The organism is Candidatus Peregrinibacteria bacterium, assembly GCA_016699755.1.
Lineage (GTDB): Bacteria > Patescibacteriota > Gracilibacteria > CAIRYL01.
In genome coordinates, this window is sequence record CP065009.1 from 1141876 (window position 1) to 1167087 (window position 25212).

The following is a 25212-nucleotide window of genomic DNA, read 5'->3' on the forward strand; positions in this document are numbered from 1 at the left end:
CGAGAATAAAGAAGAATAAGAACACAAACACCACATGTTATTTTCCTACAAAAGTACCAGCGGGTTTACCATGATTGAGCTTATTGTGAGCATCGCAATTGTGTCGCTCTTAACAACTGGCATGATCGCCTTTTCGCAAACAATGGCAGAGCGCTCAAAACGAAGTCAATTTCAAACAGATGTGGAAGAGATTTTGACATTCTTTCGTCGTGCACGGTCGGACGCTATTGGAAACCGACTCGTCAACGGCGAGGTTCCCGAGGGTGGTTTTGGGGTGCAACTCCAAAAAGTAAGCTCTGATGGACACAATAAAATACGCATGACATATTTTGTTGATGACTACGATAATGATATTGGTGGTGCTGGAAATGACGGGGTATACACAGAAGGACAAGACACACGATTAGAACAGCGAGAAATACAAATGTTTTGGACATTTGTCCCTCGAAATCCTATTCCCGATCCCGATCATCCAGAATACCCTTCCGCCACGGTAGATGATGAAGGGGCAATAACCGTATTTTTCATTCCACCAAATGCCGAAAGCATCATCAATCATGGTGGCGATGATCAGAATGATCTGCGGAGCATTGACCTTCGCTTTCAGTATCGGGAAACAATAAAAAACATTTGCCTCAATCGTATTTCTCGTTTTTTAGAGATCGTTGGTGATCAAAGTTGCTAATATGAAATATTCTTTTCGACATCAACGGGGATCCATTCTCATTCAGGTTGTTTTTTCCATCCTTATTTTTTCTATGGGACTCACGGGATCAGCTGCACTTATTGTTGCCGCCATTGAGTCGAATACTATGAACGAGAATCGTTTTATGGCAACAAATTTAGCGCAAGAAGGCATTGAAGTGGTGCGAACACTTCGAGACACCAACTGGATGACGTATTCAACAAACTTGCGAGAGTGTTGGAATTTTTGGGATGATACAGATGAAAATGGAATTGCCGACGATTCGGATGCCGATTGCACTCCGAATGCAGATGGACAAAATGATCATCCGTGGGGAAGAAGCGACAAAAGTGGAGGAATTGATCAAAACGCGTTCTTGGTCGATTTAAATACGAACAATTTTCGCTGGAATATTATTCCCGAGGAGAAATTTGATGATATTGATGGAACCGGCGGTTTCCCCGATTACACTGACGGATTTCGTCTCTACGAAAAAACAACGAGTGGTGGAACATTTTACACACACGATAAATCGGGAGATGTCACTCGCACAAAATTTTCTCGAAAAATATATCTCTACTATATCGATAATAATTTTGATGATACTGGTTCATCATGTGGTGCAGGAGGATGGCCAAGTGATTGTGACGAAAATGAGATTATTGGGGGAGAATTCCCAGCAGGACAAAAAGCAAATGACAACCGCATTCTTGTCATTTCAAAAGTAACATGGCTTCATCGAGGAGTAGAAAAAAATGTGACCATTAGCACGATCATGACTGATTTCTATGACCGGAGCGAATGGACATCATGATGCAAAAAAAAACTGCTGGCTACACCTTTATAGAAATTCTCGTGGCGATTGGCATTTTTTCCATGCTCCTCACCATGACAACGGTAATTACAGTCAATTTTTACAATGCCCAAAAACGAGAACGTATTCGCAATGCCACTATTGAGGAGACACAGTTTCTTCTCAATCGTATTGCCAATCTCATTCGAGATAATGCTATCGACTACTCAGAATACTACTCAAATAATTTAGAAGAGACCGGAGGAGGAACAGCATACGCTCAAGACGCCGTCCCTGAAAATGATGATCGTGAAGATATTGTCTACGGCAATGAGCCAAAAGAGTATGAACATCAGTTTTTCTTCTATCCTACCTGCGACCCAGGGGAAAAACACGGAGACGGCAACTGTGACCGTGATGATCCAAATGCATTTAACGAAGGAACGTTTTCTACCGAAGCTGATAACGATATTGGAAACGATGCGCCAGATGCTTCTGCACTCTATGGACTTCAAGATTCTTCTGGAACAGCTCAAGAAGTATCATATCTCCAACGAGAGCTCTACCTTATTTCTCCTTCTGGAACGACAAAAACTGTTTTGCGCCGCATCGGAAATGGAATCGATGATGATGTCGATGGAGATACCGATGAAGATGACAACTCCTTCTGGCAGACCACAGCAGAAGATGGAGGAGAACAACTCGGCATTCTTCAACTCGATGCTAATTCTGATGTCGATAGCGATGGAGAACTCGATTTTCTTTCGAACGCTGATGATTTTCAAGCAGATGGAGACACAAGTCCCGAAGTTGAAGATTTTATTGCCATAAGCCCTCGGAATATCGATATTGTTGATCTCAAATTTTATATTTCTCCGCTCGATGACCCAAGAAAGGCATTTAGCGAAACCGGAAAAGACAACCAAATTCAACCGCATGTTACTATCCTTCTCACTACTCGTCCTGGTGTGCTATTGCGGCGACAAATGGTAGGAACTCCATTCACTCTCTCTGTTCAGACCACCATCTCTCAACGTCATCTTCAAAATGTTCTTTTACCCGCCCCTTAATGAGAAAACTTATTCATGACACCTCTGGAAATGCCATTCTTATTGCACTTGCCATAACGAGTTTTCTTTTTATCGCCGCGGCAGGGGCTACACAAGTTATTCAATCTTCTCTTCAGCAATCCCCCAAATTGGTGAATTCTGGTAAAGCATTTTATGCCGCAGAAAGTGCTGTAGAGAGTGCATTATATGAGGCATCGGCAAGAGACTCTGGTTATGAAGTATCTGCTGGAACAACCGCCGGAGACGCCGCATTTGTTCCTATGAATCGTATTAACAAAACCCAGGCAAATTGGACTGCCCGTTCACAACTTTCTATGGAAAAAATTCAGGAAGACTTTGTAGATAGCACCCAAGACCATCCTTACCAAAAAGTACTCTTTATTCCACCAAGAAAAACAAAAAATATTCCTGCGAACGATGATCCGCAATATGGAGAGTGTGCCGATCTTACGGACAACTGTTCAGATACTTATCAAACTTATTTTAGCCTTTCTAACTGGCGCCCTATTCGCTTTGGAACAACGGCTTCGTTTAATTTATATAGTGATATTAGCAATAAGCAAGCACCGCTCCCCATGGGAGGAGCAACAAACTGCAACGCTGGATACGTAAACGTCAACGGGCAATGCATGACAGAGACCCTAATGTGCTCCGATCACAGCACCCCCATTAATGGTTTTTGTCCGGAGAACACAAAGAGTATTTTTCGAAATCAATACGGAGATCCTAATAATAGTGTGGAAAGTTTTTTTATCGACCTTTTTATTCCGGGGGATTTTGAGGTTCCCTACAATAGTGCTGATCGACCACTTCTCTCTTGGCGTCTTGAGGCAAAAGCAAAAACAAGTACTGGTCAGTTTGAAACCGTTTTCCTAGACTCTATTAGTAAATGTGATGAACCATCTACTCCGGGTGCTATTTGTCTTTCAGATTTTTCCGGTGACTCTCTCGCCCCCTCCTTGTTCGTTCAACGACATGTTAACTCCGTTGGGAGTTCTGGAATACAAGGAAGATGGGTGCGAATTCTTAATCCATCGGGTATTCTCAAGGGAGGAGACCAAAACTTTTGTAAAGAATCTTTTACTAATATTATTCGGATGAATTACCTTTGTAACAAGCTAATTTATAATCTTGCTTTCCCAAAACTCACCCTGCAGTTGGGGAAAAAACCAATGGTAGAAATAGACTCAGAATCACATGATATTTCAGAGGCATACGTTCGTGTTGGTTTTGTACTCGGGAGTTCGGTAACAAATATCGGCCAGTTTTTTCAAGATTTCTCATTGCCAGACGATAAAGTCACCATTGAGGCAGTAGGAGATGCAGAAGGATTCAAACAAAAGGTGCAAGTGCAAATTGAACCACAAGAGCTAGCTCCTATCTTCGACTATGCCATTTTCCAGCCATAAAGTTTACTGATATTCGTAATAAAAATTAGGCTCTTGAGTAGCAGATTTTAAAATTTCTTCAAAATCTTTAGCATTTTATCATAAAGATTCTGATCTTTATAGTTCCATCGGAACTCACATTCTTTCAGATGAAGATTAAACTTATGAGAAGCAATACCGTTGAATTTAGAGAGTCTTCTCTTGGCAAATGACCAGAAAGATTCTATGCCATTCACATGGCATTTTCCTCGAGCAAATTCATCATGGGAATGGTAGACACGATAGTGATCATACCCATTTAGAATGAGTCCGTCATAAGCCCTCCAGCCATCGGTGTGGATAGTGGAACCTTCGAGTATTTTTCCCTGTATGATAGGCAATAACTCTTCTCTACTGCATTTCTTTACGATGGTTACTGATACTTTTCCGTCTCGTTTAAGTATACCAAAGACTGGTGTTTTTCCGGCTGCCCCTCTTCCTCTTTTACCTCGTACTCTTTTAGCTCCAAAATAACTTTCATCAAGTTCAAACTCTCCAGATTCCTTACTTTGAGCGATGGCGTGAAGAGTTATTTTTTCTCGGAAGATATTAAAATACCGATCAATAGTCCTTCGATTTATTTCTAGAATTCTTGCTGTTTTTGAGGCATCGATATCTTCACAAAAACACATCAATATTTTTTTTATTTTGTAGTCTGATATTTTGGCGTGTTTAAGCATGTTGAGAGGATAATCGAAATGATTTTCCTACTCAAGAGCCAAAAATTATACTTCCTTCTGTACTGTCACAACTTCTACTGGATGCTGATGGTCATTGTCATCTTTCCATGACCAGCTCTTTCTCTTTTGAGCACTAAGACCGATTCTTGCAAGATCGTTTTCATAATTTGGCTCAATATTTCTGTAGACTCTTGTCTTGTCAACTTTTCCATAGAGGATCTCTCCATTTTCTCTCTCATAATGTTCCGTTCCGGTATCCATAAAGATAATAAGCTCGCCATTGGGACTTTTTCTAAACCAGCTCTTCAGTGACGATTTAAAAAGCCAAAGATTATACTCTTTCATAAAATTGAAAATAGACTCTTCCACTTGTGTACGTTTTTCCTTATCCGATGTTTTTAGTGGAAAATCTCTCTCAAGAATTTTCCAGAGTGCCTTTCTTACTGGGACAATAGTTGCATTCTGCACCATGAGTGAAAATCCAATATCTGCAAAGGGAATTCTTTCGTCATCGTAGTGTCCATTGTGAGAGACACAAGAAGCAGTGTTTGACCAGATTCCTCGCATTTTGATTAATATTTCTTCGACACTCTTCGAGGCTTCTCCTTGATCATCAAAAAATTCCATTAAAAAACCATCAGCACCCCCACTAATATCATCCGCAAGAAGACATATATTTTCTGGAACATCTTTTTTTTTCCTCCATTTTTGCTCAAGTTTTTCATAAACCTTCTGAAGATCTGAGCGACTGATACTATGAAAAACAAGGTTTTGGGCACATGCAATAATGTCGCCCATTTTTTTACGCTCCCCCTCCTGATAATCAAGTTGCAAGCCGCCTCTCTCGAGATCAAACGGGGTGGCGCCCAAAAAATATAATGTTTTTTTCGAAATATCTGTAACCTTAATAAGCCTTTCATATACTTTTTTGCAAATATTTCCATAGTGCTCATTATCTTGGGGCAGAGTATTAAAATCTTTTTCCATGTAAAGGGAATACAACCTTTGCGCCAACTCCTGATTCGAGCCTGGATTCATTCTGTTTATGTCATGTCGCTGCATTCTTCCACTTCTTTTTTCTGCAACAGGACGATATCCTTTAGCCGACACATTATCCGAGAGGGCGAGCGTCATCTTTTTTAAGTTATATTTACAAAGTATTTGATTTTTTAAAAAAATCAACCTCTTGTCAAGTTTCTTACTCCATGCACCTCAAGAAGTTCATCGAATATCTCACTTACCTGACTATAGCGCTCCACTTCAATTCCTATTTTGTAAAGTGCATTTCGAGAAGGACGAAGAGAATATACCCTGAGGGTAGCAACATTTATTTTCCTTTTTGCAAATATTCCCAAAATATCATAGAGCATCCCCTGTCTATCTTTCGCCTCAATATTTATTTGAACTATTTGTGAGTTTGGATTTAAAACATTGGCGGTAAAAAGAAAAAAGAATTTTGCATAAAAAGCCTCTTTCCATTTGTCAAAATGAGAAAGAAAAAAGGATTCTTCTCGTATTTTCTTTTTGCACTCGAGATATTTTTCCAGAAATTCTTTTGGACTAATAACACCTTCTCCCACTTTTTCTATAATTTGTCGGAAACTATTTTCGGGATATTCATTGTCGAGTATTTTTTTCATTTTTCTACTCATCATTTTTTCGTAGCTTTCACCAATTTTTAAGAACTCCCTCACAAGAGCCGCTCTTCCCATGATATATTTTTGTTGCTTGGTCAGTCCCGAAAACCAATGCAGCATGTGATATTTTGCAATTCCTGTTCGAGTATGATTGAGCCAAAAATTCTCTGCCTTAGGAAATCTGCTATAAATTGGTTCCACCACATCTCCGTTTTGTAAAATGGTGGTGATGGGCTGAAGAATTCCATTTATCTTAATGTCCTCAAGATAGTGTGCCTTTTTAGCATCTGACACATAAGAAAAATCAATTCCAGAGGCGTGCACAGGAAGTGCCATTGCTTTTCCCTGACGAGTAAATGTTAATATTTTTTTTTGAAGAACATCTTTATGAAGATCTGACCAAAATTGCTGAGAAAAATAATAGTTTTTATCAAGCGCATGAAGGGAGTTTTGAAATGGTTTTTTCAAAAAACTCTCTGGTGAAAAAAAATATGACCCACTTTGGTTTGAGTAATTCATTGCTCTTGTTTTTATGTGAAATTCAAGAGGCTTTGACATGCTGGTGAATACAGAGGTGTGAATCCCTTGGTATCCATTACTCTTTGGAATAGAAATGTAGTCTGCAAATTCCTTTTCTTTCCAAAAATATTTTTTATGGAGAGCTCCAAGTGCTGCATAGCATTCAGAAGCGTTCTCAACAATAACATCAATATGAAAAGGATGAATTTCTGAAGACGGAATATTTTTTGCCTCCATTTCATAAAAAATATCAGCAGGAGAGTAAAAAGAGGGGCGTATTTCAAAGTACAAAAATTGCTTCTGAAAATCGCTCTCTATTTCCGAAATAACCTTTTTGGAGTCCCTGAAAATCTCAGTTTTCCATCCCGAAAGATTCTTATGAAGCTCCTGAAAAACGTCAGGGTGAATAATGGGAAAACAAAAATCTTCATAGGTTTTTTTAAATTTCCAAATGCCAAAAACTTTTGCAAGAGGGTAGTAGATATCCATTGTTTCTTGAGCAATTCTTTGTTGTTTTGTTTTGAGAAATTCAGAGATAGTCTCCACATTGTGCGCTCGATCTGCCAATTTTATAATAATTGCCCGCTCATCAAGAACACTTCCTGAAAGTATTTTTCGAAAAGTTGCTGTTTTTTGAGAATCAAAACTCCCAAAAAACTTTGTCTTTGAGACCTTCGTTACCGCATCAACAAGATGTCCTATGGATTCACCAAATTGAGAAGAAATTTCTTGAACAGTAAGTATTGTATCTTCAATAGTATCGTGCAAAAGGGCGGCAATAATGGTTTCTTCATCTGCTCCAATATCAAAAAGACTTTGAGCAACCGCAACGGGATGAGAGAGATATGGCTCTCCTGTTTTTCGTTTTTGTCCATGGTGTACTTTTTCTGCAAGTTGATAAGCACCTTCTATACGCTTTTCATCGAAATTTCCCTGTTGTTGTATTGCCGATTGCAATTCGTTCCACGTCATTTCTTTCTTGGTACCGTTTTTTTGAGAAAAACACCACCTTTTATGTGCATCCATAATATATTTTCTACACAACTCATGAAAAAAATATTGTTGGGCATATTGAGTTTTTGATTATCGTGCGAATCACGCGCTTGCATAACCTCTCCTTAAAAAAAGAGAGGGGAGCTGTGCAGCAATCTACAAATTCTCTGCCCTTTCTTTTAGTGCTTCAAAGGTGCTTTTAAGTGTTGTGATCTCTTCTTCTTGTTGATGAATTTTTTCGAGCAGTTCCGCCATTGTTCCCTGATCTACGGTTTCAGCTCCAAAAAGGACAGGAGAAGAAGTATTTGCTGCTCCTACGGGCCATGCGGAACGACAATCACTTCCGATGCAAAGTTCATCTGCTTTTACTTTTCCTACCACTTCTAGTGCTTCACTGGGAGTACTTGTTCCAATTCCTACATTTCCGAGGAGATGAAAGATGCTTGATCCTCCTAGAACTTGTGTCCAGAGATCGGGAGTGGCGTATAAGAGAGAGAAATCTGCTGTGCAAGAAACAGGAGCATTCATTGTGATTACTCCATCAGAGCAATCTCCATCTCCACTCCATCCAGAGAATATGCTTCCGGCATCAGCACTTACGGTAAGAGTCACTACTGTTCCTTCGGTGAAAGAAGTGGTGCATGTTGCTCCACAATCAATTCCTACAGGAGCACTGGTCAACGTTCCATTTCCCGTTCCGGTTTTGGTGAGGGAGAGAGTCTGAAGTATTGGAGTGCTAATCGTTCCTAAAAAGTAAGCAGAGCCAGAAGAGGTTCCCTTGTCATCATCGAGTGGGGCAGAAACAACTGCCTCTCCTTGCGAGAGAACTACCCGTCCTCCAAATCGATCTTGATACGCTCCATCGGACGCATAAAATTTTTCCTGCTGTGACCATGTCCCACCAGAAAGCTCAAATTGGTAGGCCGAGCCTCTTTCAGATCCCTTTGGGGTACTGTCACCATACGCACCAACCAGAAGGGTATTATTCTCAAACGCTACCGAAGAGCCAAATTTCCTCCCCGTTGTAGGACTACTCGGAGAAAGGATTTGTGTTTCCACAAAATTGCCACTCTGTTTTTGAAAAACAGTAACCCGCCCTGCATCCCCTGTAGTTCCTTCTTTGTAAAACGGCGCACCGGCAATAAGCGTATTACCCTTTATATTCATTGCTAAACCAAATCCCTGACCAGGAGACGACGTGGAGGGGGCCACCTCTTGGGTCTCTTCCCACACACCAGTCGTGGCGTTGCGGGTAAAAATATAAATTGCCCCAGAGTATGTAGCATTTCCGCTGGGAGTGGCATTCCAAGAGGTGATGGCGATTGTTTCTCCACTCATAGCAACTTCTATTCCAAAATGATCTCCGTTAAAGCCATTACTCGCTTGAAGTTTTTGCACCTCTATCCACACTCCTCCAATTTTTTCAAAAACATAGGCATCTCCGTGGACAGCATAAATTGGCGTCCAAGGCGCGCTAATAACCGCATAATTTCCTCCGTCAAATGCAACACTATCTCCAAAAAAGTGATTTATTTCGTAAGGATCACTTGCGGTTAATTTCTGGGTTTCTGTCCACACTCCTCCAATTTTTTCAAAAACATAGACTGCCCCTTCTGATTGATGTGTACCAACCTCTTTCGTCATAGCACTAATAAACATGGTGTTTCCAGAAAGAGCAATGCTATTTCCGAAATGATCATTGTCATTTCCATCACTTGCGGTTAATTTCTGGGTTTCTGTCCACACTCCTCCAATTTTTTCAAAAACATAGACTGCCCCTACTCCAAGATTTGAAGTAAAAAAATCTTCTGTAGCATCCGCCCCAACAACAAGTGTGTCTCCTTCCATCGCCATAGCGGCACCGAAGGTGTCGTAAGAGACTCCATCGGACGCAGTTTTTTTGTTCGTAAGTGCCGTGTCGAGTGCAGAAAAAACCGGTTCAAAAAATGAAGAGAATACCGGAAAAAAATTGAGTCCTCCTCGTGGCTCTTGAAACGTAAAATCCTTATATCGCAACATTTGCATTTCGATATCCGATTGGCTCATGTACTGATTTGCTAAGACTGGCGTTTCAAAAAGAAGAAGTATTCCAAAAAAAGAAAAGACGAGAATACTATTTCGAAAGAGCATGTGTTTCATAACGGGATGCAAAAAAGGAAAATGACAAACACACTCTTTTATTCAGGCACGCTCTCGCCTTCTGAAACGTTTTCTTTATCTTTTTCAAGAAGAGTAATCTGTTGCTCAAGTTGTTCAATCGATTGACGAAGAGTATCAATCTCTTCTTGTCGAGCTTTTATTTTTTCGAGCAGTTCCGCCATTGTTCCCTGATCTACGGTTTCAGCTCCAAAAAGGACAGGAGAAGAAGTATTTGCTGCTCCTACGGGCCATGCGGAACGACAATCACTTCCGATGCAAAGTTCATCTGCTTTTACTTTTCCTACCACTTCTAGTGCTTCACTGGGAGTACTTGTTCCAATTCCTACATTTCCGAGGAGATGAAAGATGCTTGATCCTCCTAGAACTTGTGTCCAGAGATCGGGAGTGGCGTATAAGAGAGAGAAATCTGCTGTGCAAGAAACAGGAGCATTCATTGTGATTACTCCATCAGAGCAATCTCCATCTCCACTCCATCCAGAGAATATGCTTCCGGCATCAGCACTTACAGTAAGAGTCACTACCGTTCCTTCGGTGAAAGAAGTGGTGCATGTTGCTCCACAATCAATTCCTACAGGAGCACTGGTCAACGTTCCATTTCCCGTTCCGGTTTTGGTGAGGGAGAGAGTAAAAACAGCATCGGAGGAAAATATGGTTTTTGAATTTTCTGCCGCGTTAACAAGGAACGGCGTAAAAAGAAGAATAAAAAACATTCCACGAAACACGCTTTTTCTTTTTTGAAAAATTTTTTTTGAAATAATGAAAAAGAGAGACATAGTCTTTACGAAAAAAGAAAAAGGTCGTTAAATATTCATTTTGTTTCAATTTATGGTAAAAAAGTCAATAATTTTTGAGTATTTTTCATTTGCTTTTTTAAAAAAAAACTTTTTTTAATTCACAAGAAAGCCAAAAAAATGAATATAATATTTATATATTTTTGCAAGCTATTTTTCGTTCTCATATACAAAATTGAAGAGAGTATTTTCGAGAAGAAAAACAAAAACATTCGCATTCCCTTTTTTCTTTCAAAACGGCAATATTGGAGTGATTTTCTTCTCTCTATTTGTTTATGGGTGCCACGATTCTTGACGGAAAGACTCTCTCAGAAAAAATTATTGCGGAGTGCAAAATGCGATCCGAACTTCTTTCTTCTCCACCAACACTTGCTGTTCTTTTGGTGGGAGATGATCCGGCAAGTGCTGTCTATGTACGAAACAAAGAACGAAGTTGTGAGCGTGCAGGAATCCGTTCTGTCACGAAAAAATTTCCAAGCGAAGTAAGAGAAGAAGAGATTCTTGAGGAAATTTCCATACTTAACGCCGACACATCTATTACTGGGTTTATTGTTCAACTCCCTCTCCCCTCGCATATTTCTGAACAAAAGGTGATTGAGGCTATTGACCCCACAAAAGATGCAGATGGGTTTCATCCATTCAATGTAGGTCACACGTTTCTCTCAAAAGAAAGCGAAATATTGGCGCCAGCAACTCCCGCAGGGATTATTCGTTTACTAGAAGAATACGATATTAATCTTGAAGGAAAAGAAGTGGTGGTAGTTGGACGCTCAAATATTGTGGGAAAACCAATTGCCGTTATGCTTACGAATCGAAGTGCCACGGTAACAGTGTGTCACTCAAAAACAAAAAATCTTGCGGAACACACGAAACGAGCAGATATTCTAATAGTAGCGATTGGAAAGGCAGAATTTATTACTGCGGATATGGTAAAAGAAGCCGCGGTAATAATTGACGTGGGAATGAATCGACTTCCCAACGGAAAGCTCGTTGGGGATGTTAATTTTGAAGCTGTTTCTCAGAAAGTCGGTTTTATTACTCCTGTTCCGGGGGGGGTTGGGCTCCTAACGGTGGCAAGTCTTTTGGAAAATACGATTCGGGCGGCAGAGAAAAAGCGCTCATAGGAGTCTCGTATTTCCTTCCATACAAAAAAACACCCGCAAAATACGGATGCTTTTTGTGTGTATGTTTCTTCTTGAGAGATGGGGAAACAGGGGGATCATCAAGACGGAGAAAGAAGGTTCTCTGCTGATGGATGTCTGTTTTCCTCTTCTCTAAGGAAGGAGGGGGTGGCGGTGTCTCTTGAGGGGTGCCATTTCCTTGGTTCTTCTGCCTTCCTCCGGAGAGGTTTTGAGCCGTTCCTGCGGCTTGTCCGTTACTCGTTTCTGACAAAGAACAACAAGGTTCTTTCGAAACGCGAACACTCTAATGAGAACATTAAAGATGGGGGGTGAGAATCAAAGGGAAGAGACGGTTCTTTTGATTCTACTTGGAAAGCAAGAAGAAAGAAGCAAAGAAAGGAGAACTCTTCGGGAAGACGAACGTGATTCGTTTCAGAACTTCAGAAATATAAATTCAGAAGGAGTAAAAGAAACGAGATGGTCACGTCGAGGGTCGAAGAGCTCGGGACATTCTCTGCTTGCTTCTTGTTGTGGGAGAGTAAAGTGTGTGGGGAACGAGGAGTGTTAAGGGTCGTAGGTTTTTTGGTCGATTGGGGATGTGTGTGTTTGGGGATGTGTGTGTTTGGGGATGTGTGTGTTTCCGTTGGTGTTTTTTTTGGTCTCGATGTTTCGTATCACTCTGCCATCCTCATTCCTCATTCGTCAACTTTTTAGGGTGGAAAAATAAATGAGGTGGGGTATAGTAAAAAAATAAGGAGATTGGAGGAGTTTTTTTAGAGCAAAGCAGAGCGGAAAATATTCTTTTCCTCACTTTCGACTATTTTTTATGAATTTTTGGCAGGTGTAAGTTTTTTGGGGTCTGCTTTATAAAAGGGTCTTGACTAGATGAGGAAGGAAAGTCTATTCGCAGATTGTTCCCGATGCCAAAGCAAAGAGTCTGGTGCATATAATCAGAGGGAAAGTGTCGCCAGATTCTCATGTCCATTCTGATGGTTGGAAGGCATATGACGGACTGGTGGATTTTGGATTCGAGAAGCACTATCGAGTACACCACGGAAAGAATGAATTTGCGAGAAGGAAGAAACATATCAACAGTATTGAATCCTTTTGGAATTATATCAAAAAGAAGACTGAGGAAGTTCAACGGAGTTCAGAAAGAGAAAGTTCTTTCTTCATTTAAAAGAAACAGAATTCCGATTCAATTATCGGAATATCTGTAAAACACTGTTCAAAAGCAAACAAGCTGTATCCATGTTTCTTATGATCGAGAAGCAGGCTTGTAACAACCTCTGATGTGTAAAACATGGTCTCTTTGTGATTGGATTCATATTCCTTTCTGTAAGAAAGCCTTGTCATTTGCCATGCCATTTCCTAAACCAATACCCAAAGCTTGTCCTATCGGTTTCTTTGAGGAGGAATGTGAGTTCACACAGTTCTTTACCGGCTGCAAGCTTTGATTTCTTGGAGATGTATCGAGCAATGATCTGGAATTGGTGGAATTGGCACATCTGGAATGGAATATCAGGGAAAACCCTGTTTGCCATCGGCTATGATCCCACTGATATACCAACCATCATCAAGGAACTCTTATATACCCTTTCGATAGAGATTATTCGTCGCGTGTTTCACTTCATACCAGAGGAGGTTCTTCTTAAGACATGCCGAACGAAAGACCATGAGACCGAACTGCTCGAAGTATGTGGTATCGTCGATTACTGCGTTTTCTGCCGTTCCAGAAAAGTATTCTTCCATGTTTCAAGCAGTAAATATCCCGTAGCTCACGGTTGACCCACCATCTGCTTTTTCCGATATCTTCTCCAATCTGTTGTTGTGTCTGTTTGCCGACAGTATATGTATCTCGGAGCTTATCTTTGTCTTTTCTTCTCCATTACTTAAGCTGAAACTTCTTCTTACAGTTCTTGCATTCGTATCGTTGTTTTCCATTTCTGTTCCCGATTTTCTTGCATGTGTTTACGCCACATTTCGGGCATCGTTTTTTATCATAAAAAAATGATTCTAGTTTAAGTCAGCTTGTAACTGGATAAAACCTGAATTTTAGACCACAAAAAACTTACACCTGCCTAAAATTTCAAAGAAAGCCCCCCTTTTGGGGAGGCTTTCTGTATCGAGACGAAGAATATACGACCTACTTTTGTTGTGCCGCTTGTTCTTTTTTACGAAATTTATCAACACGCCCTGTTGTGTCGACCAATTTCTGTTTTCCCGTGTAAAACGGATGACACTCTGAGCATATTTCCACATGCGTCTCCTTAAGCGTTGTGTTACCAATGTTGTGTGTTGCACCACAACTGCAGGTAAACTGTGCAATAAATACCGGTGGATGAATATCAGTTTTCATATAACTTTAAAGAACGTACAATGCATTCTATACATTTTTCATCATCTGGCAAGGTTTTTTCTTCAAAACGAACTTTGATAATATGCTTCCCAAACTCCCTATGAAAAATATTACTGCTGGTCTATCGGTGCTTATCAACTTCTTCTTTCCTTCTGAATGCATCGGATGCCAGCGGGAAGATGTCTGGCTTTGTGAGCATTGTCAAAAAAATATTTATTCGGGACACTGGGCTTTTCCAGAGGAAGTTCTTGGTATTGGAAAACTATTCGCCATGACCGATTATCATAATCCACTTGTTTCTCGTGCTATTCGACGCATCAAATTTGGATACTGCCAAGAAATGCTGAGAGATCTTGATCCATTTTTTAAAAACCGACTTCAGAACGTTGTTCTTCCTAAAAATGCGATTTTGGTTCCGGTACCACTTCATTTTTTTCGAAAAAATATGCGAGGATTCAATCAAGCAGAACTTTTTGCAGAGACAATAAGTAAACACCTCAAGAGACCGGTAAAAAACCTTCTTCGGCGAACACGAAATACACCACCACAAACCACACTTACGGGAAACGAGCGACGAAAAAATCTTTCGGAAGCCTTTCATGTAATACAATCAGAATACCAAGGGAATCCTCTTATTTTGGTGGATGATGTCACCACAACACACACAACGCTTCAGGAATGTGCGTCTGTCCTTAAAAAAGCTGGATTTTCTCCGGTGGGAGCAATGGTGTTTGCAAAAAGCAGTGAGAATACTCCTTCTCTTGATTGAGAGAAGAGAAAAAATTCGGCACACTCCTTTTGATGAAAAACGCGCGCCCGCTCTTACTCCGAAAAATAGGAGAAATGGCAGTAGACAGCATTATTATTCCAATCGCATTTGTTGTGTCTTACTTTTTACGAGTGGGATCATATTTTAGTACCGATTTCCCTTTTTCGCCCTACATTGTTCTTTCCCTTATTATTACACCTGCTTTCCTCTTCTTTTTTGCGTGGTCTGGTCTCTACGCATTAGAGGAAAAACGACCGCTCGAACTTCTCAGGGCTATTAGCGTTTCATGTCTTGCTGGCTCCATGCTCTTCGTGCTTATATTTTTTTTTAAGCGCGAAATTTTCTTTTCACGACTCATTCTTCTTTTTATCTGGGGAATTTCCACTACATTTGTATTTGGGTTTCACCTTGGAATTCAACAAATATGGGCGCGCCAATACGAAAGAGGGAAAAATGTACTCCGCACGCTCCTTGTTGGAAATGGGAAAACAGCAATGATGTTGACACAAGAGCTTCAGAAAAAACGATCTCGCTTTCAGCCCATTGCCGCACTTGCTCCGTATGGAGGGGGAGAAAAAATCCTTTCCAAAAATGTTCCCGTGCTCGGAAAACTTGATGCACTCGAACGAGTGTGCAAAGAACAGAAAATTGATGCCATTATTCAAACAGAAGCACCCGAGCAAACGCCAAATCTGCTCTTATTTGCCGAGGGGAAATATCTTGAGTTTCTCCTTGCCCCCTCTGTTATTGGGGCATTTCGAACACGTTTTCATTTGGAGCATACTGGAGAGTATCCTGTTATTCGCTTTGGGCTTTCTCCGCTTTTTGGATGGGGACAGGTTGCCAAACGAGGACTTGATCTTTTGATTTCCTTCTTTGTGCTCCTCATATTCTTTCCGTGGCTTCTTTTTTGCAAAAAAACAAAAATAATATGTGCAACCGGTCCAAGCACAGATGTTTTTGAAAAGCTCGCTTTTCTTCACACGAAGAACAGATATTTTTTTCATCTTCCAGAATTTTGGAATGTATTTTGTGGACAAATGTCTCTCGTGGGACCGCGTCCACGAACCGAGGATGAACGAGAAAACATGCCTCTTTTTGAACGACGTCGCCTCGTCATTAAGCCAGGTATTTTTGGTCCATCTCAACTCTGCTTGCTAGAGAAAAAACAGTGTGATGCTCGTCATTCAACAGAAATTGATACCGCGTACATTCTTCATTGGAGTTTTCGAAAGGACATTGCTCTTCTTGCAAAAAGCTTTTTTCTCCTCCTTTTTCACCGCTCCTAAATGAGAGCGATTATACTTGCCGGCGGATTTGCAACACGACTTTGGCCGCTCACCGAAAAAACAGCAAAACCGCTCCTTTCTATTGGTGGAAAACCGATTATTTCTTTTTTGCTCGAGTCTCTTCCAGAAAAAATTCCAGTTATTGTTTCCACAAATGCCGTGTTCGCCACAGATTTTGAAGAGTGGCAGACCTCTTTTTCGGATCGAGATATTACCATTTTCTCTGAAGATTGTCTGGGAGAACAAAAAAAAACAGGTGCGCTTGCCGCAGTGGCGCTCGTTATTTCCTCTCTCAATATTCAAGAAGATGTTCTCGTTCTTGCAGGAGACAACCTCTTCTTTTTTGATATGGAAGCGTTTTTACGCCAAGCGAACCAATACCCACTCCTCGCGGCGTATGATATTAAAGATCGAGAAGAAGCCAAAAAATTTGGAGTTCTCGTTCCAAAAGACAATTTTTCTGTCGCGAAGTTTCAAGAAAAACCAAGTGACCCCGAAAGCACACTCGTGAGCACTGGTTGTCTATTTTTTCCAAAGCACCTCCTTTCAGAAATCATTCGCTTCTCTACGGAACACAACGATAATCTTGGAGGGATATTTGAGCACTTCCTAAAGACAGGAGAGCGAGTGGAGTATTTTCCTTTTCATAATCCATGGTTTGATATTGGGAGTTTTCCTGCATTTCTGGAGGCGCATCGGCATGTGGTTGGAGAAAATACAGTAGATGAAGGTGCAAAAAAACAAGGAAAAAATGTTTTTCGAGGAAGTGTTTTTTTAGCAAAAGGATCTGTTTTGGAAAACACCACTATTGAGAATTCCATTATTGAGTCTAACGTTACCATTCGTAACGCAAGTGTTCGGAATAGTGTTATTGGAAAAAATGCCACTGTGACGGGAGTTGATATCAGCGGAATTGCTCTCCGCGAAGAGAGTTTTTTATCGAAAGAGTAATATCTCTTTCTTGTACCTCACCACCCTGTCTTGAACCACTTCTTACTCTGTAAAAATCCCTGCTTCAAATGCGTCTCTTTCGGTATGAAGTGGTTCCCAAAAGTTTTGTGCGGAGTCTGTTATTTCTCCTACTTTTGGCGATGAGCAGGCATTTGGTGTGACACGGAAAAAGAACTGGAGCACCTTTAGTGGCAACCCATTGCCTTCCCACGAGAAAAGCTCTGCTATACTTTTTGGATCCTGAAGCTCAAGAAGGTAAGACACATCCGCATTTGGCGTTAGTGCGAGGAGTTCATCTTTGAGAATTTTTTGCTCTGCATCAGAAAGCACAAAAGAATTTGAAAGAACACTGAGAAGTTCTGAGACCTCTCCCCCCTGAACACAGGAGCTCATTACGCTTTCTGATGAAGTTTTCCCTCTTAGTTGGTATCCGTACTGTACAGTCTTCTTTTCTTCTGGAGAAAATTTCCATGCATTTCCATTAGTAAAAAATCGATTTGCAAGACTCATGTGTACACTTTCGTGAAAAATGGGACGAAGTGTTTGTATCGATTGGTTGGTTACCAGAAGTATTGGATCAATTCCCTCTACAAAAATAAAATCGCATAAATCGAAGCCATTATTAAAATTTCTAAACCCCACACTTCCCACGTGGGAAAAGTTGTAATAGTAGTGTTCATCATCGGCAACAAGACACTCATTTGGCTTTGTGGAGCTTGTCCAAAATTTGAGAAGCTTCACAAAATCGGCACTCCACTCTTCCTCATTCGTCTGTTTTGGGAAGAGCTCAAGCATACTCTTTTGGAGTGCTTCTTGGGAACCCGGTTCTTTGAGTGCATCCACCCCGAGTAGATGAAGAATTTGTTTTGCGAGTTCCGTTCGTTCTGTTTTATCTTTGTCTTCCGTAAGCATTGTTTTTATTAACGCTAAGATGCTCTTTGTGGGTTCGGAATATGTGCTCTCATCACTTAGTACTTTTTTTATGGTATCTGGATCCTCTATATCTTTTTTCTGAAGTGCTGGCTCTTCTCCGCCAACATTTCTGTTTCCGAGAAGAGACCTCTTTATTCCTTCAGAAAGTACCGCCTGAACACTAATATTCTGAAGGGCATAAGGATCCGCATTTTCATATTCAGTTTTTCCGTAAAACGTATTCTCCCCCGGTTTCCTCCCAATGGTGACTGGCATATAGCCGATACCTGAAAAACTCTGCTCAATAAATTTGTGATCGATGTCTTCGGGATTAAGTTCTGCTCCTAGGGTAATTCCAAAATCACACACCACAGGACAGGCTCCTGTATCTCCCAGATCTGCTTCTACAGAAACTGTTCTCATGGTGTTTCCCGTTCCAATTCCAAATGCCTGCTTATCTTCGGAGGCTTTACTTTCCCAATCTTCATCTGTTTTGTAAAAAGCATCGATGTACATATTTTTCCCCATGCGTGTCCAAAGAAATTCCGGCTGAATTTCCACTTGAAAAAATCCGGTACTGTCTGCTTTTTCCAAAAAACATGTCCCATTTTCTGAAGGAGGAGAAACTGAATCCTGCCCATTTCCAGAGAAGAGATATATCTGCACTGGCATATTTTCTTGGGCTATTCCCTTAATAAAAATAGGTTCTCTCTCTTTTAGGGTAATTTTTTCTTCTGGTTTTTGAATAATGGCGCGCTGCCAGACAAAACCGTCTTGATCTGGCACCATATACTGATGTTGCCAACTATCCTCTGTGGCATTTTCTGAAAGACGTGCTGTGCAATCTTCTGCAAAAGCAGAAGGTGCGAAGAGGCATACCATCACGAAAAAGGGGAGGGTGATGAATTTTTTCATTTGCATGAAGAAAGGGAGTATTTGTATTGTACCGCTTGTTTCCCATATTTTCCAACCCATAATGACAAGAGAGTATTTATTGCAGTTTTTGAAGAAAAAAATATTGACTGCCAGATCAGACACTCCTTTTTTCGTGGGAATTGACGGGGTGGATGGATCTGGAAAAAGCATATTTGCCGATGAACTTGCAGAACACCTTCGCAATAAACATCAAAAAGTCGTACGAGCTTCTCTTGATGGATTTCATAATCCCGAACACGTGAGGTATCAAAAAGGAAAAGATTCTCCAGAGGGATACTATGCGGATTCTTTTAACTATAGAGAGGTTTCTGAAGTACTCCTCAAACCCTTGCGTTCGGGAGTAGGAGAATATAGAACATCAACTTTTGACTATCGAACGAATTCAAAAACCAATTCGCCCATTCAACAATCCACTCCTGACACCATCCTTGTTATGGACGGAGTTTTTTTGTTTCGACCTGAACTTCTGAAATATTGGGATATGAGGATATTTTTAGATGTTGATTTTGAAGAAACACTCCGAAGAGTACTCCAAAGAAGCACTGAACAAGAATACATTGGCGCAGAGCAAAAAATTCTTGAAAGGTATAGAAATCGGTATATTCCGGGACAAAAACTCTATCTTAAAAACGTCAATGTTCGGGGAATAGCCGATGTTCTTATTGATAACACCGATGTTCAAAACCCCATTATAAAAAAGGGAAAAACATGCTTTTTTTCTGAAATTGCATGAATCAAAAACCATCCTTTTCTTGGAACACGTGGGCGCAAAAAGGTCCTCTTGTAGCACTTGCTCCCATGGATGGGTACACCGATTCGGCATATCGGCAAATTGTCAAAATTATTGAACCGAAATCGATTGTTTTTTGTGAATTTGTTTCGGCGGATGGATTGTCGCGTGCTCCAAAAAAAATGTCGCGTATTATTGAGTTTAATCCAGCAGTAGAACGCCCTTACATTGTGCAAGTATTTGGAAAAAATCCAGAAGCATTCGCGGAAGCGGCAAAATTTATTGAGGAATTTGGGGCAGATGGTATTGATATTAATTATGGTTGTCCAGCAAAAAAAGTAATTGGGAGCGGACACGGGTCTGACCTTATTCGAAATCCTTGTTTAGCCGCAGAGATTGTCGCATCAATAAAAAAATCTGTTCGTATTCCTGTTTCCGTAAAAACCAGGCTTGGGTGGGAGAATTCGGAAACCCTTCTTGATTTTGCAAAAAATCTTATTTCTGCTGGTGCAGAAATGCTCACTATTCACGGGCGAACCGTCAAACAATCTTTCAGTGGAAGTGCGGATTGGAATCCTATTTATGAGCTTAAAATGGCATTTCCTCACATTCCCATTCTTGGCAATGGAGATATTCGTTCAGGAGAAGATGCCCATCAAAAAATCAAAAACCTAAATGGTGTAATGATTGGGCGGGGAAGCTTTGGAAATCCTTGGATTTTTCGAGAAGTTGCGTGCGCGCTTTCTGGTGAGACTTATAGACCACCTTCTCCAGAAGAAGTGGGGAATATTATTCGGCGCCATGCAGAAATTCTTATTCAAACAAAAGGACAAAAACGCGCCATGCTTGAATTTCGTAAACATCTCCTCTCATTCACGAAAGGATTTTCGGGCGCGCGCGAACTCCGTGGACAAATGACGAGTATTGAAAATCTCAACGATATTGAAGGTGTTGTTACACGGATTTCTTCGGGGCTTTCTTCGGAGAAAATATCTGAAGAAACAAAAGCAGAATTCCTCCCGTAAGAAAAAGTCCAGTTGAAAGCCATTGCCCTATACTGAGTCCTTCGGCGAGGAGTCCGATATGCGCATCTGGCGCACGAAAAAATTCTACCATAAACCGAAAGACAGCAAGTGTCATCAAAAAAAGTGCAGAGAGTGTTCCGAAGGGGGATTTCTGAATGAATTCTCGTGGAGAACCTTTCTCTGATTCCCTTTTTTCAGAAGGAAGATGAAAAACAAGAGGAAGAAAAATTGCACAAAGGAGAACATCTTTCATCACCGCATAGAGCTGTGCCGGATGTCGGTTTTCCCCGTCTCCAAAATCCATTCCCCAAGGAACTTCTGTTATGCGCCCCACGAGCTCTCCATTGACAAAGTTGCCCAATCTTCCGAGAGCAAGTCCAATGGCAATAGCAGGCAGAAAGTGGTCTGCCATACGCCAAAATGAAAGCTTTTGTTTTTGGCATCCCCACCAAAGCCCCATCATTCCGCCGATAAGCCCTCCGTGAATAGACATGCCGGCAATTCCTCCCGATTTCCAGAAGGCGATTATATCAATCGGATGTACCAAAAAATATGAAGGATTATACACAAATGCATAAAAGAATCTTCCGCCGAGAACTCCAAAAAGCATTGTCCAAAAGAGAAGATCTCCCATTGCTTCTGAAGAAATGAATTCTCCTTTTTTCCGAAAAATCCAACGCGTAAGAAAAAAAGCATTTACTGCTCCAAGCGCATACATAAACCCATAAAAGTGGATCGTTATGGGACCAATAGAAAAGTGAGCAATCTGTTCAAGCATCGGGACACTGTGTAAATACGTTTTTCATTCTAGGCTCCAACAGAAAAAACAACAAACGCAGAAAAAAGTTGACCTGAAGCATGCATAAAATGGGGACTTACGATTCTGTAGCAAGAATTACTACAAAGATTTCCCATGTCTTACTTTGCGCAACACCAATCCCCATTTTGTCAAAACGAGTGTCGAGGAGAAAATTTTCTTGAATTCCTTCTCCAAGATCAATTTCATTCTCAGAAAAAAGACCAAAAAGCTGACTTATCGAACCAATGCGAAGCACCATTCCGCGTGCATAGTCGTTTATTCCGGTTTCTCGGAGTGACTTTTCGAGCGTATCTTCTCCATCCGAAAATCCCCAGAGATCTTTTTCGGACATTCGATTTGCCCACTGCTGAGCAACCCCTTCAAGAATGGCATTTGGAACAATAGGGCTTTGTTGTCGCTTCTCGTTTGCTTCTCGAAGGATTTCCGTTCGCCATTCCGAAAGTTTTTCCTTGTTGTATGGATCTCCCCCAAAAATCTGCACTATAATAATGCCTTCAGAATCACTCGTATCTCGACAAAACCCAAGCCCTACTTGGCGATAGGAAGTATCGATAATAAGTTTTCGGTGAGCAGGTGAGCGCATAAGTCCCTCATGAGCAAGAAACACGCTTGAGTTTCTCGCGATATTTTCGCCGACAGTGGTTTGTACTCCGTAAAGCACTCGATAGTCTTCTGCCTGTTTTCCATCTGGATCTTGATGAGAGAAATATTGTCGGTCACACATATCTTGGGCACGAAATTGTGCCAATTCATTAAGCGCATCATTTTCTGAAAGCTCTGGTATGCCTCGATCTCGCCGCTCACGATTGAGCATACCGAGCATGATAGAGGGCATGTCTTCAATATTTTCTTTGCTCTCGCGTCCTATTAAAAGGTCAAATCCATCAGGAAGCAGAGGGGCAACACCCTTTGGAACAACGAGTCCCACAAAAAGTGTAAGAGCATCTGCACGATTGATTTCTACAAGATACGAACCAGAAAATTTTGGTTGAAATGAAGCAGAGAAGTGTTCCCCCGAAAAAGAAAGGTTTTCCTCAAAAATATTTTCGAGTGGATCAACAATCGCAATTGTCGGCTCAAGCGAAGAGGGGGTCGTTCCCGAAAGAGAAATTTTTTCTCCCAGAGAAAATGATTCGGTAAGTTGAACATCTTTAAGCTTGTTGTATTCACGGGAAACTCGCTTTACAGCGTAAGTATGAAGCGATTCGCTTGCCGACCATCCTCCTTTTTGGTGAAGCGAATCATCTGCCTGTGCTCCCCAGAGACGGACATCAATAAACCCTTCTTGAAAGTCTGCAAGTGCTATTGGAGGAGGAAGGATTTCTTGTTCTTTTGATCGAAAAAATGAAACGGTTTTGTTTCCTTGAGAAAACTCTATCCGAAAGAGATTATTTCCGTTGCCATCCCACTGAAAATGAGTGGAACCGTTTCGAATTTCAAACCGAAGATTTGTTGGGGCATTTTTATTTTCTTCATTCGATATACGGCAGTTTTCTTCAACAACATTTACTGGAGTAGTTTTTGCGGAACCAGATGCGCCAAGGAGAATGGCAAGAGAAAAATCACCTGCATGAGGAAAAAAAACATCTACTGCAAAAACTGTTCCGCTTATTTCTCCCCGAAAGGTTTGTTGAACACCATCTTCTTCATAAAAGGCGGTTATTTCTTCTGGTGGATTTTGTTCGGAAAATCTCCCTGCAATATGAACTACTTCGCCGGCACGGAAAAAACGCGGTGTTTTGCCAAGAAGTTCTATTCCTGGAAACGCATCCTCAGGAAGAAATTCCACTTTCTCAATACTATTATTACAAGGGGGAGTTTGACCAAGGGGAGTTGATTCGGGAACCACTTCGAGTTTAACATCTGTTACTCCTTGTGAAAGAGGAGCAAGCACCTGAAAAGCGGCTTGTGAGAGATCTATTACTCTTCCAGAAACAAATGGACCTCGGTCAACAATTTTAACTACCACTGAAGCAAGCGTATCTGGATCTATTACTCTTACACGAGTTCCAAAAGGAAGCGTGCGATGCGCCGCCATAAACTCCGCATTAGAAAATGTTTCTCCACTTGCTGTTCCTCCACCTTCCAGTCCATTTCCGTAATAACTTGCCTGTCCGCGAAGTTCACTTTCTTCCCATGTTGGCTGAAAAAACCGAAATGCTAAATCCGCAAGTTCCTGTCGGGTGAGCAAGGCATCTGGATTCGCAGTATTTCCCAAAAGAAGACCTCGGTTTTTCGCCTCTGCAAAATGTGGCGCATACCAAGCACTGAGCGAAACATCCGAAAATGGAGATTCGTTTGGTGTTTCGAGTGAGGTTCCCTGAGTACGAAAGAGCATGGCAAGCGCTTCTGCGCGAGAAACATTTTTAGAAGGGAGAAAATTCCCTTGGGCATCCCCCTGAACAATGCCGAGTTCTTTTCCCTTGCGAGCGATTGGAGCAAACCATTCTCCAGTGGGAACATCTGGAAACGGAGATATGGAAACAACACCGTTCATTTCTGCTCCAGCAGAAAGGAGTACAATTTTGAGTGCCGCCGCACGAGTAATGGTGGCATCTGGACGAAACGATCCATCAGAAAATCCATTAATAACTCCTCGCTCTTCTAATTCCGAAATTGCTTCAAAAGCAGGGTGTGTCGGAGGAATATCGGTAAAAAAACGAGTAGCAAAAGCGTGGTTTGGAAAAAATAGTCCAATAGCAAAAACCGAGGAAAAGAGCAGGCGAGTGGTGGGAGATTTCACGGGAATAAAAAAGGCTTTCGAAAGCTTATCTGTTTTTTTGGAAAAAATGCCATTGTTTTTGAAAAACGAAAGAATTCGCTATGGTTACAAAGACAGTCTTTTTCCGAAGAACAAAAAGTATGAAAACATTTCCCATGCGCGGAGGCTCTCTTATCCGCAGGAAAATATTTTGGCAATACTCAAAAGCGAAATGTCAGAAATTTTTCGTGAAGGAAAACTTGATCCAAAGGCTCTTCGCCAGACTTTAGGAGAAGAAGTGGTGATTTCGGAAGAGGAAGAATACTATGGACTGAACTGGGCAGGGAAAAGTGAGTGCTTCCGCAAGATACAGGAGACAACAACGAATACACTGATTCCTGCTCCTGAAGAGTCAGTGAATTTTGACGAAGAGGAAAGACAATCGTCTTTGGGTTTCTCAAACGAGGAAGGAAAGTCTATTCGCAGATTGTTCCTGATGCGAAAGCAAAGAGTCTGGTTCCTATAATCAGGGGAAAAGTGTCGCCAGATTCTCATGTCCATTCTGATGGTTGGAAGGCATATGACGGACTGGTGGATTTTGGATTCGAGAAGCACTATCGAGTACACCACGGAAAGAATGAATTTGCGAGAGGAAAGAAGCACATCAATGGCATCGAATCGTTCTGGAGTTATGCCAAAAGAAGGCTCAGGAAATTCAATGGAATACAAAAAGAAAACTTCTTTCTTCATCTGAAAGAAACAGAATTCCGATTCAATTATCGGAATAAAAAACTCTATGATAAAATATTGGAGACATTACGAAAAAAATCTCTTAACTAGTCTA

The 25212-nt window shown here is 41.1% G+C and carries 22 protein-coding genes and 1 pseudogene; 13 read left to right on the plus strand and 10 right to left on the minus strand.

Annotated elements, in window-relative coordinates; genetic code table 11:
- The first annotated feature begins 70 nt into the window (after window positions 1-70).
- The 4 genes from IPN35_05125 to IPN35_05140 are packed head-to-tail and all read left to right on the plus strand — an operon-like array spanning window position 71 to window position 3957.
- Complete coding sequence (locus IPN35_05125) at window positions 71-685, plus strand: type II secretion system protein (GenBank protein ID QQS58939.1); 615 nt, start codon at window positions 71-73, stop codon at window positions 683-685.
- Window positions 669-1499, plus strand: a complete 831-nt coding sequence (locus IPN35_05130) for a hypothetical protein (protein QQS58940.1) — start codon at window positions 669-671, stop codon at window positions 1497-1499. Before IPN35_05125 ends, IPN35_05130 begins: the two co-directional genes overlap by 17 nt.
- Window positions 1487-2548: a type II secretion system protein gene (locus IPN35_05135; GenBank protein QQS58941.1), complete on the plus strand. Its 1062-nt coding sequence runs from the start codon at window positions 1487-1489 to the stop codon at window positions 2546-2548. The genes IPN35_05130 and IPN35_05135 overlap by 13 nt, the downstream gene beginning before the upstream one ends.
- Window positions 2548-3957, plus strand: coding sequence for a hypothetical protein (locus tag IPN35_05140; protein ID QQS58942.1), 1410 nt, complete (start codon window positions 2548-2550; stop codon window positions 3955-3957). The genes IPN35_05135 and IPN35_05140 overlap by 1 nt, the downstream gene beginning before the upstream one ends.
- Window positions 3958-4004: 47 nt before the next feature.
- Here IPN35_05140 and IPN35_05145 read toward each other — a convergent pair whose 3' ends face one another.
- The 5 genes from IPN35_05145 to IPN35_05165 form a co-directional block, all read right to left on the minus strand.
- On the minus strand, window positions 4005-4655 hold the full coding sequence (locus IPN35_05145) for an IS1595 family transposase (GenBank protein ID QQS58943.1): 651 nt from the start codon (window positions 4653-4655) through the stop codon (window positions 4005-4007).
- A 45-nt stretch (window positions 4656-4700) separates the two neighbouring features.
- On the minus strand, window positions 4701-5642 hold the full coding sequence (locus IPN35_05150; protein ID QQS58944.1) for a hypothetical protein: 942 nt from the start codon (window positions 5640-5642) through the stop codon (window positions 4701-4703).
- A gap of 191 nt (window positions 5643-5833) precedes the next feature.
- Window positions 5834-7837 carry a bifunctional (p)ppGpp synthetase/guanosine-3',5'-bis(diphosphate) 3'-pyrophosphohydrolase gene (locus IPN35_05155; GenBank protein QQS58945.1) on the minus strand — a complete coding sequence of 668 codons (2004 nt, stop codon included), beginning with the start codon at window positions 7835-7837 and terminating at the stop codon, window positions 5834-5836.
- A 123-nt stretch (window positions 7838-7960) separates the two neighbouring features.
- Window positions 7961-9943 carry an FG-GAP repeat protein gene (locus IPN35_05160; protein ID QQS58946.1) on the minus strand — a complete coding sequence of 661 codons (1983 nt, stop codon included), beginning with the start codon at window positions 9941-9943 and terminating at the stop codon, window positions 7961-7963.
- A gap of 38 nt (window positions 9944-9981) precedes the next feature.
- A complete protein-coding gene (locus IPN35_05165) occupies window positions 9982-10737 on the minus strand; it encodes a septum formation initiator family protein (protein QQS58947.1) in 756 nt (251 codons plus the stop codon).
- Window positions 10738-11030: 293 nt separating this feature from the next.
- Between IPN35_05165 and folD the strand changes: the two genes are divergently transcribed.
- Both folD and IPN35_05175 read left to right on the plus strand, forming a co-directional pair.
- Window positions 11031-11879: a bifunctional methylenetetrahydrofolate dehydrogenase/methenyltetrahydrofolate cyclohydrolase FolD gene (folD, locus tag IPN35_05170; GenBank protein QQS58948.1), complete on the plus strand. Its 849-nt coding sequence runs from the start codon at window positions 11031-11033 to the stop codon at window positions 11877-11879.
- A 907-nt stretch (window positions 11880-12786) separates the two neighbouring features.
- Complete coding sequence (locus IPN35_05175) at window positions 12787-13056, plus strand: transposase (protein QQS59943.1); 270 nt, start codon at window positions 12787-12789, stop codon at window positions 13054-13056.
- Window positions 13057-13463: 407 nt separating this feature from the next.
- Here the strand turns inward: IPN35_05175 and IPN35_05180 are convergent, their stop codons facing one another.
- Both IPN35_05180 and rpmE read right to left on the minus strand, forming a co-directional pair.
- Entirely contained in the window at window positions 13464-13628 is a 165-nt protein-coding gene (locus tag IPN35_05180; GenBank protein ID QQS58949.1) for a hypothetical protein, read from the minus strand.
- Window positions 13629-14022: 394 nt separating this feature from the next.
- The gene (rpmE, locus tag IPN35_05185; GenBank protein QQS58950.1) at window positions 14023-14235 is read right to left on the minus strand and encodes a 50S ribosomal protein L31; all 213 of its coding nucleotides are present in this window, start codon (window positions 14233-14235) and stop codon (window positions 14023-14025) included.
- A gap of 82 nt (window positions 14236-14317) precedes the next feature.
- Between rpmE and IPN35_05190 the strand changes: the two genes are divergently transcribed.
- From IPN35_05190 to IPN35_05200, 3 genes are read left to right on the plus strand one after another with little or no spacing between them, the layout of a single operon-like run.
- Window positions 14318-15004, plus strand: coding sequence for a ComF family protein (locus IPN35_05190; protein QQS58951.1), 687 nt, complete (start codon window positions 14318-14320; stop codon window positions 15002-15004).
- Between the two features lie 32 nt (window positions 15005-15036).
- A complete protein-coding gene (locus IPN35_05195; GenBank protein ID QQS58952.1) occupies window positions 15037-16293 on the plus strand; it encodes a sugar transferase in 1257 nt (418 codons plus the stop codon).
- Complete coding sequence (locus tag IPN35_05200) at window positions 16294-17244, plus strand: NDP-sugar synthase (GenBank protein QQS58953.1); 951 nt, start codon at window positions 16294-16296, stop codon at window positions 17242-17244.
- A gap of 42 nt (window positions 17245-17286) precedes the next feature.
- On the opposite strand, the gene IPN35_05205 is transcribed toward IPN35_05200, so the two are convergent.
- A complete protein-coding gene (locus tag IPN35_05205; protein QQS58954.1) occupies window positions 17287-19071 on the minus strand; it encodes a hypothetical protein in 1785 nt (594 codons plus the stop codon).
- 61 nt (window positions 19072-19132) lie between these two features.
- Between IPN35_05205 and IPN35_05210 the strand changes: the two genes are divergently transcribed.
- Together IPN35_05210 and IPN35_05215 are read left to right on the plus strand one after the other, a co-directional pair.
- Window positions 19133-19825: a hypothetical protein gene (locus tag IPN35_05210; GenBank protein QQS58955.1), complete on the plus strand. Its 693-nt coding sequence runs from the start codon at window positions 19133-19135 to the stop codon at window positions 19823-19825.
- Window positions 19822-20847 (plus strand): tRNA-dihydrouridine synthase, encoded by a 1026-nt coding sequence (locus IPN35_05215; protein ID QQS58956.1) that lies wholly within the window; start codon window positions 19822-19824, stop codon window positions 20845-20847. The genes IPN35_05210 and IPN35_05215 overlap by 4 nt, the downstream gene beginning before the upstream one ends.
- Here IPN35_05215 and lgt read toward each other — a convergent pair.
- Window positions 20777-21625 (minus strand): prolipoprotein diacylglyceryl transferase, encoded by an 849-nt coding sequence (gene lgt / locus IPN35_05220; GenBank protein QQS58957.1) that lies wholly within the window; start codon window positions 21623-21625, stop codon window positions 20777-20779. The genes IPN35_05215 and lgt overlap by 71 nt on opposite strands.
- Window positions 21626-21722: 97 nt before the next feature.
- On the minus strand, window positions 21723-24410 hold the full coding sequence (locus IPN35_05225; GenBank protein ID QQS58958.1) for a septal ring lytic transglycosylase RlpA family protein: 2688 nt from the start codon (window positions 24408-24410) through the stop codon (window positions 21723-21725).
- 46 nt (window positions 24411-24456) lie between these two features.
- Here IPN35_05225 and IPN35_05230 point away from each other — a divergent pair, with 46 nt between their 5' ends.
- A complete protein-coding gene (locus IPN35_05230; GenBank protein ID QQS58959.1) occupies window positions 24457-24894 on the plus strand; it encodes a hypothetical protein in 438 nt (145 codons plus the stop codon).
- Window positions 24801-25208: pseudogene (locus IPN35_05235) on the plus strand (IS1595 family transposase). Before IPN35_05230 ends, IPN35_05235 begins: the two are co-directional and overlap by 94 nt.
- Window positions 25209-25212: the final 4 nt, after the last annotated feature.

What these genes read in the sequence shown, in the direction of transcription:
- IPN35_05125 (QQS58939.1), top strand. Translation starts at nt 71, where the DNA reads ATGATTGAGCTTATTGTGAGCATCGCAATTGTGTCGCTCTTAACAACT.
- IPN35_05135 (QQS58941.1), top strand. Translation starts at nt 1,487, where the DNA reads ATGGACATCATGATGCAAAAAAAAACTGCTGGCTACACCTTTATAGAA.
- IPN35_05140 (QQS58942.1), top strand. Translation starts at nt 2,548, where the DNA reads ATGAGAAAACTTATTCATGACACCTCTGGAAATGCCATTCTTATTGCA.
- IPN35_05145 (QQS58943.1), bottom strand. Translation starts at nt 4,655, where the DNA reads ATGCTTAAACACGCCAAAATATCAGACTACAAAATAAAAAAAATATTG.
- IPN35_05150 (QQS58944.1), bottom strand. Translation starts at nt 5,642, where the DNA reads ATGGAAAAAGATTTTAATACTCTGCCCCAAGATAATGAGCACTATGGA.
- IPN35_05155 (QQS58945.1), bottom strand. Translation starts at nt 7,837, where the DNA reads ATGGATGCACATAAAAGGTGGTGTTTTTCTCAAAAAAACGGTACCAAG.
- IPN35_05160 (QQS58946.1), bottom strand. Translation starts at nt 9,943, where the DNA reads ATGAAACACATGCTCTTTCGAAATAGTATTCTCGTCTTTTCTTTTTTT.
- IPN35_05165 (QQS58947.1), bottom strand. Translation starts at nt 10,737, where the DNA reads ATGTCTCTCTTTTTCATTATTTCAAAAAAAATTTTTCAAAAAAGAAAA.
- folD (QQS58948.1), top strand. Translation starts at nt 11,031, where the DNA reads ATGGGTGCCACGATTCTTGACGGAAAGACTCTCTCAGAAAAAATTATT.
- IPN35_05180 (QQS58949.1), bottom strand. Translation starts at nt 13,628, where the DNA reads ATGGAAGAATACTTTTCTGGAACGGCAGAAAACGCAGTAATCGACGAT.
- rpmE (QQS58950.1), bottom strand. Translation starts at nt 14,235, where the DNA reads ATGAAAACTGATATTCATCCACCGGTATTTATTGCACAGTTTACCTGC.
- IPN35_05190 (QQS58951.1), top strand. Translation starts at nt 14,318, where the DNA reads ATGCTTCCCAAACTCCCTATGAAAAATATTACTGCTGGTCTATCGGTG.
- IPN35_05195 (QQS58952.1), top strand. Translation starts at nt 15,037, where the DNA reads ATGAAAAACGCGCGCCCGCTCTTACTCCGAAAAATAGGAGAAATGGCA.
- IPN35_05200 (QQS58953.1), top strand. Translation starts at nt 16,294, where the DNA reads ATGAGAGCGATTATACTTGCCGGCGGATTTGCAACACGACTTTGGCCG.
- IPN35_05205 (QQS58954.1), bottom strand. Translation starts at nt 19,071, where the DNA reads ATGAAAAAATTCATCACCCTCCCCTTTTTCGTGATGGTATGCCTCTTC.
- IPN35_05210 (QQS58955.1), top strand. Translation starts at nt 19,133, where the DNA reads ATGACAAGAGAGTATTTATTGCAGTTTTTGAAGAAAAAAATATTGACT.
- IPN35_05215 (QQS58956.1), top strand. Translation starts at nt 19,822, where the DNA reads ATGAATCAAAAACCATCCTTTTCTTGGAACACGTGGGCGCAAAAAGGT.
- lgt (QQS58957.1), bottom strand. Translation starts at nt 21,625, where the DNA reads ATGCTTGAACAGATTGCTCACTTTTCTATTGGTCCCATAACGATCCAC.
- IPN35_05230 (QQS58959.1), top strand. Translation starts at nt 24,457, where the DNA reads ATGCCATTGTTTTTGAAAAACGAAAGAATTCGCTATGGTTACAAAGAC.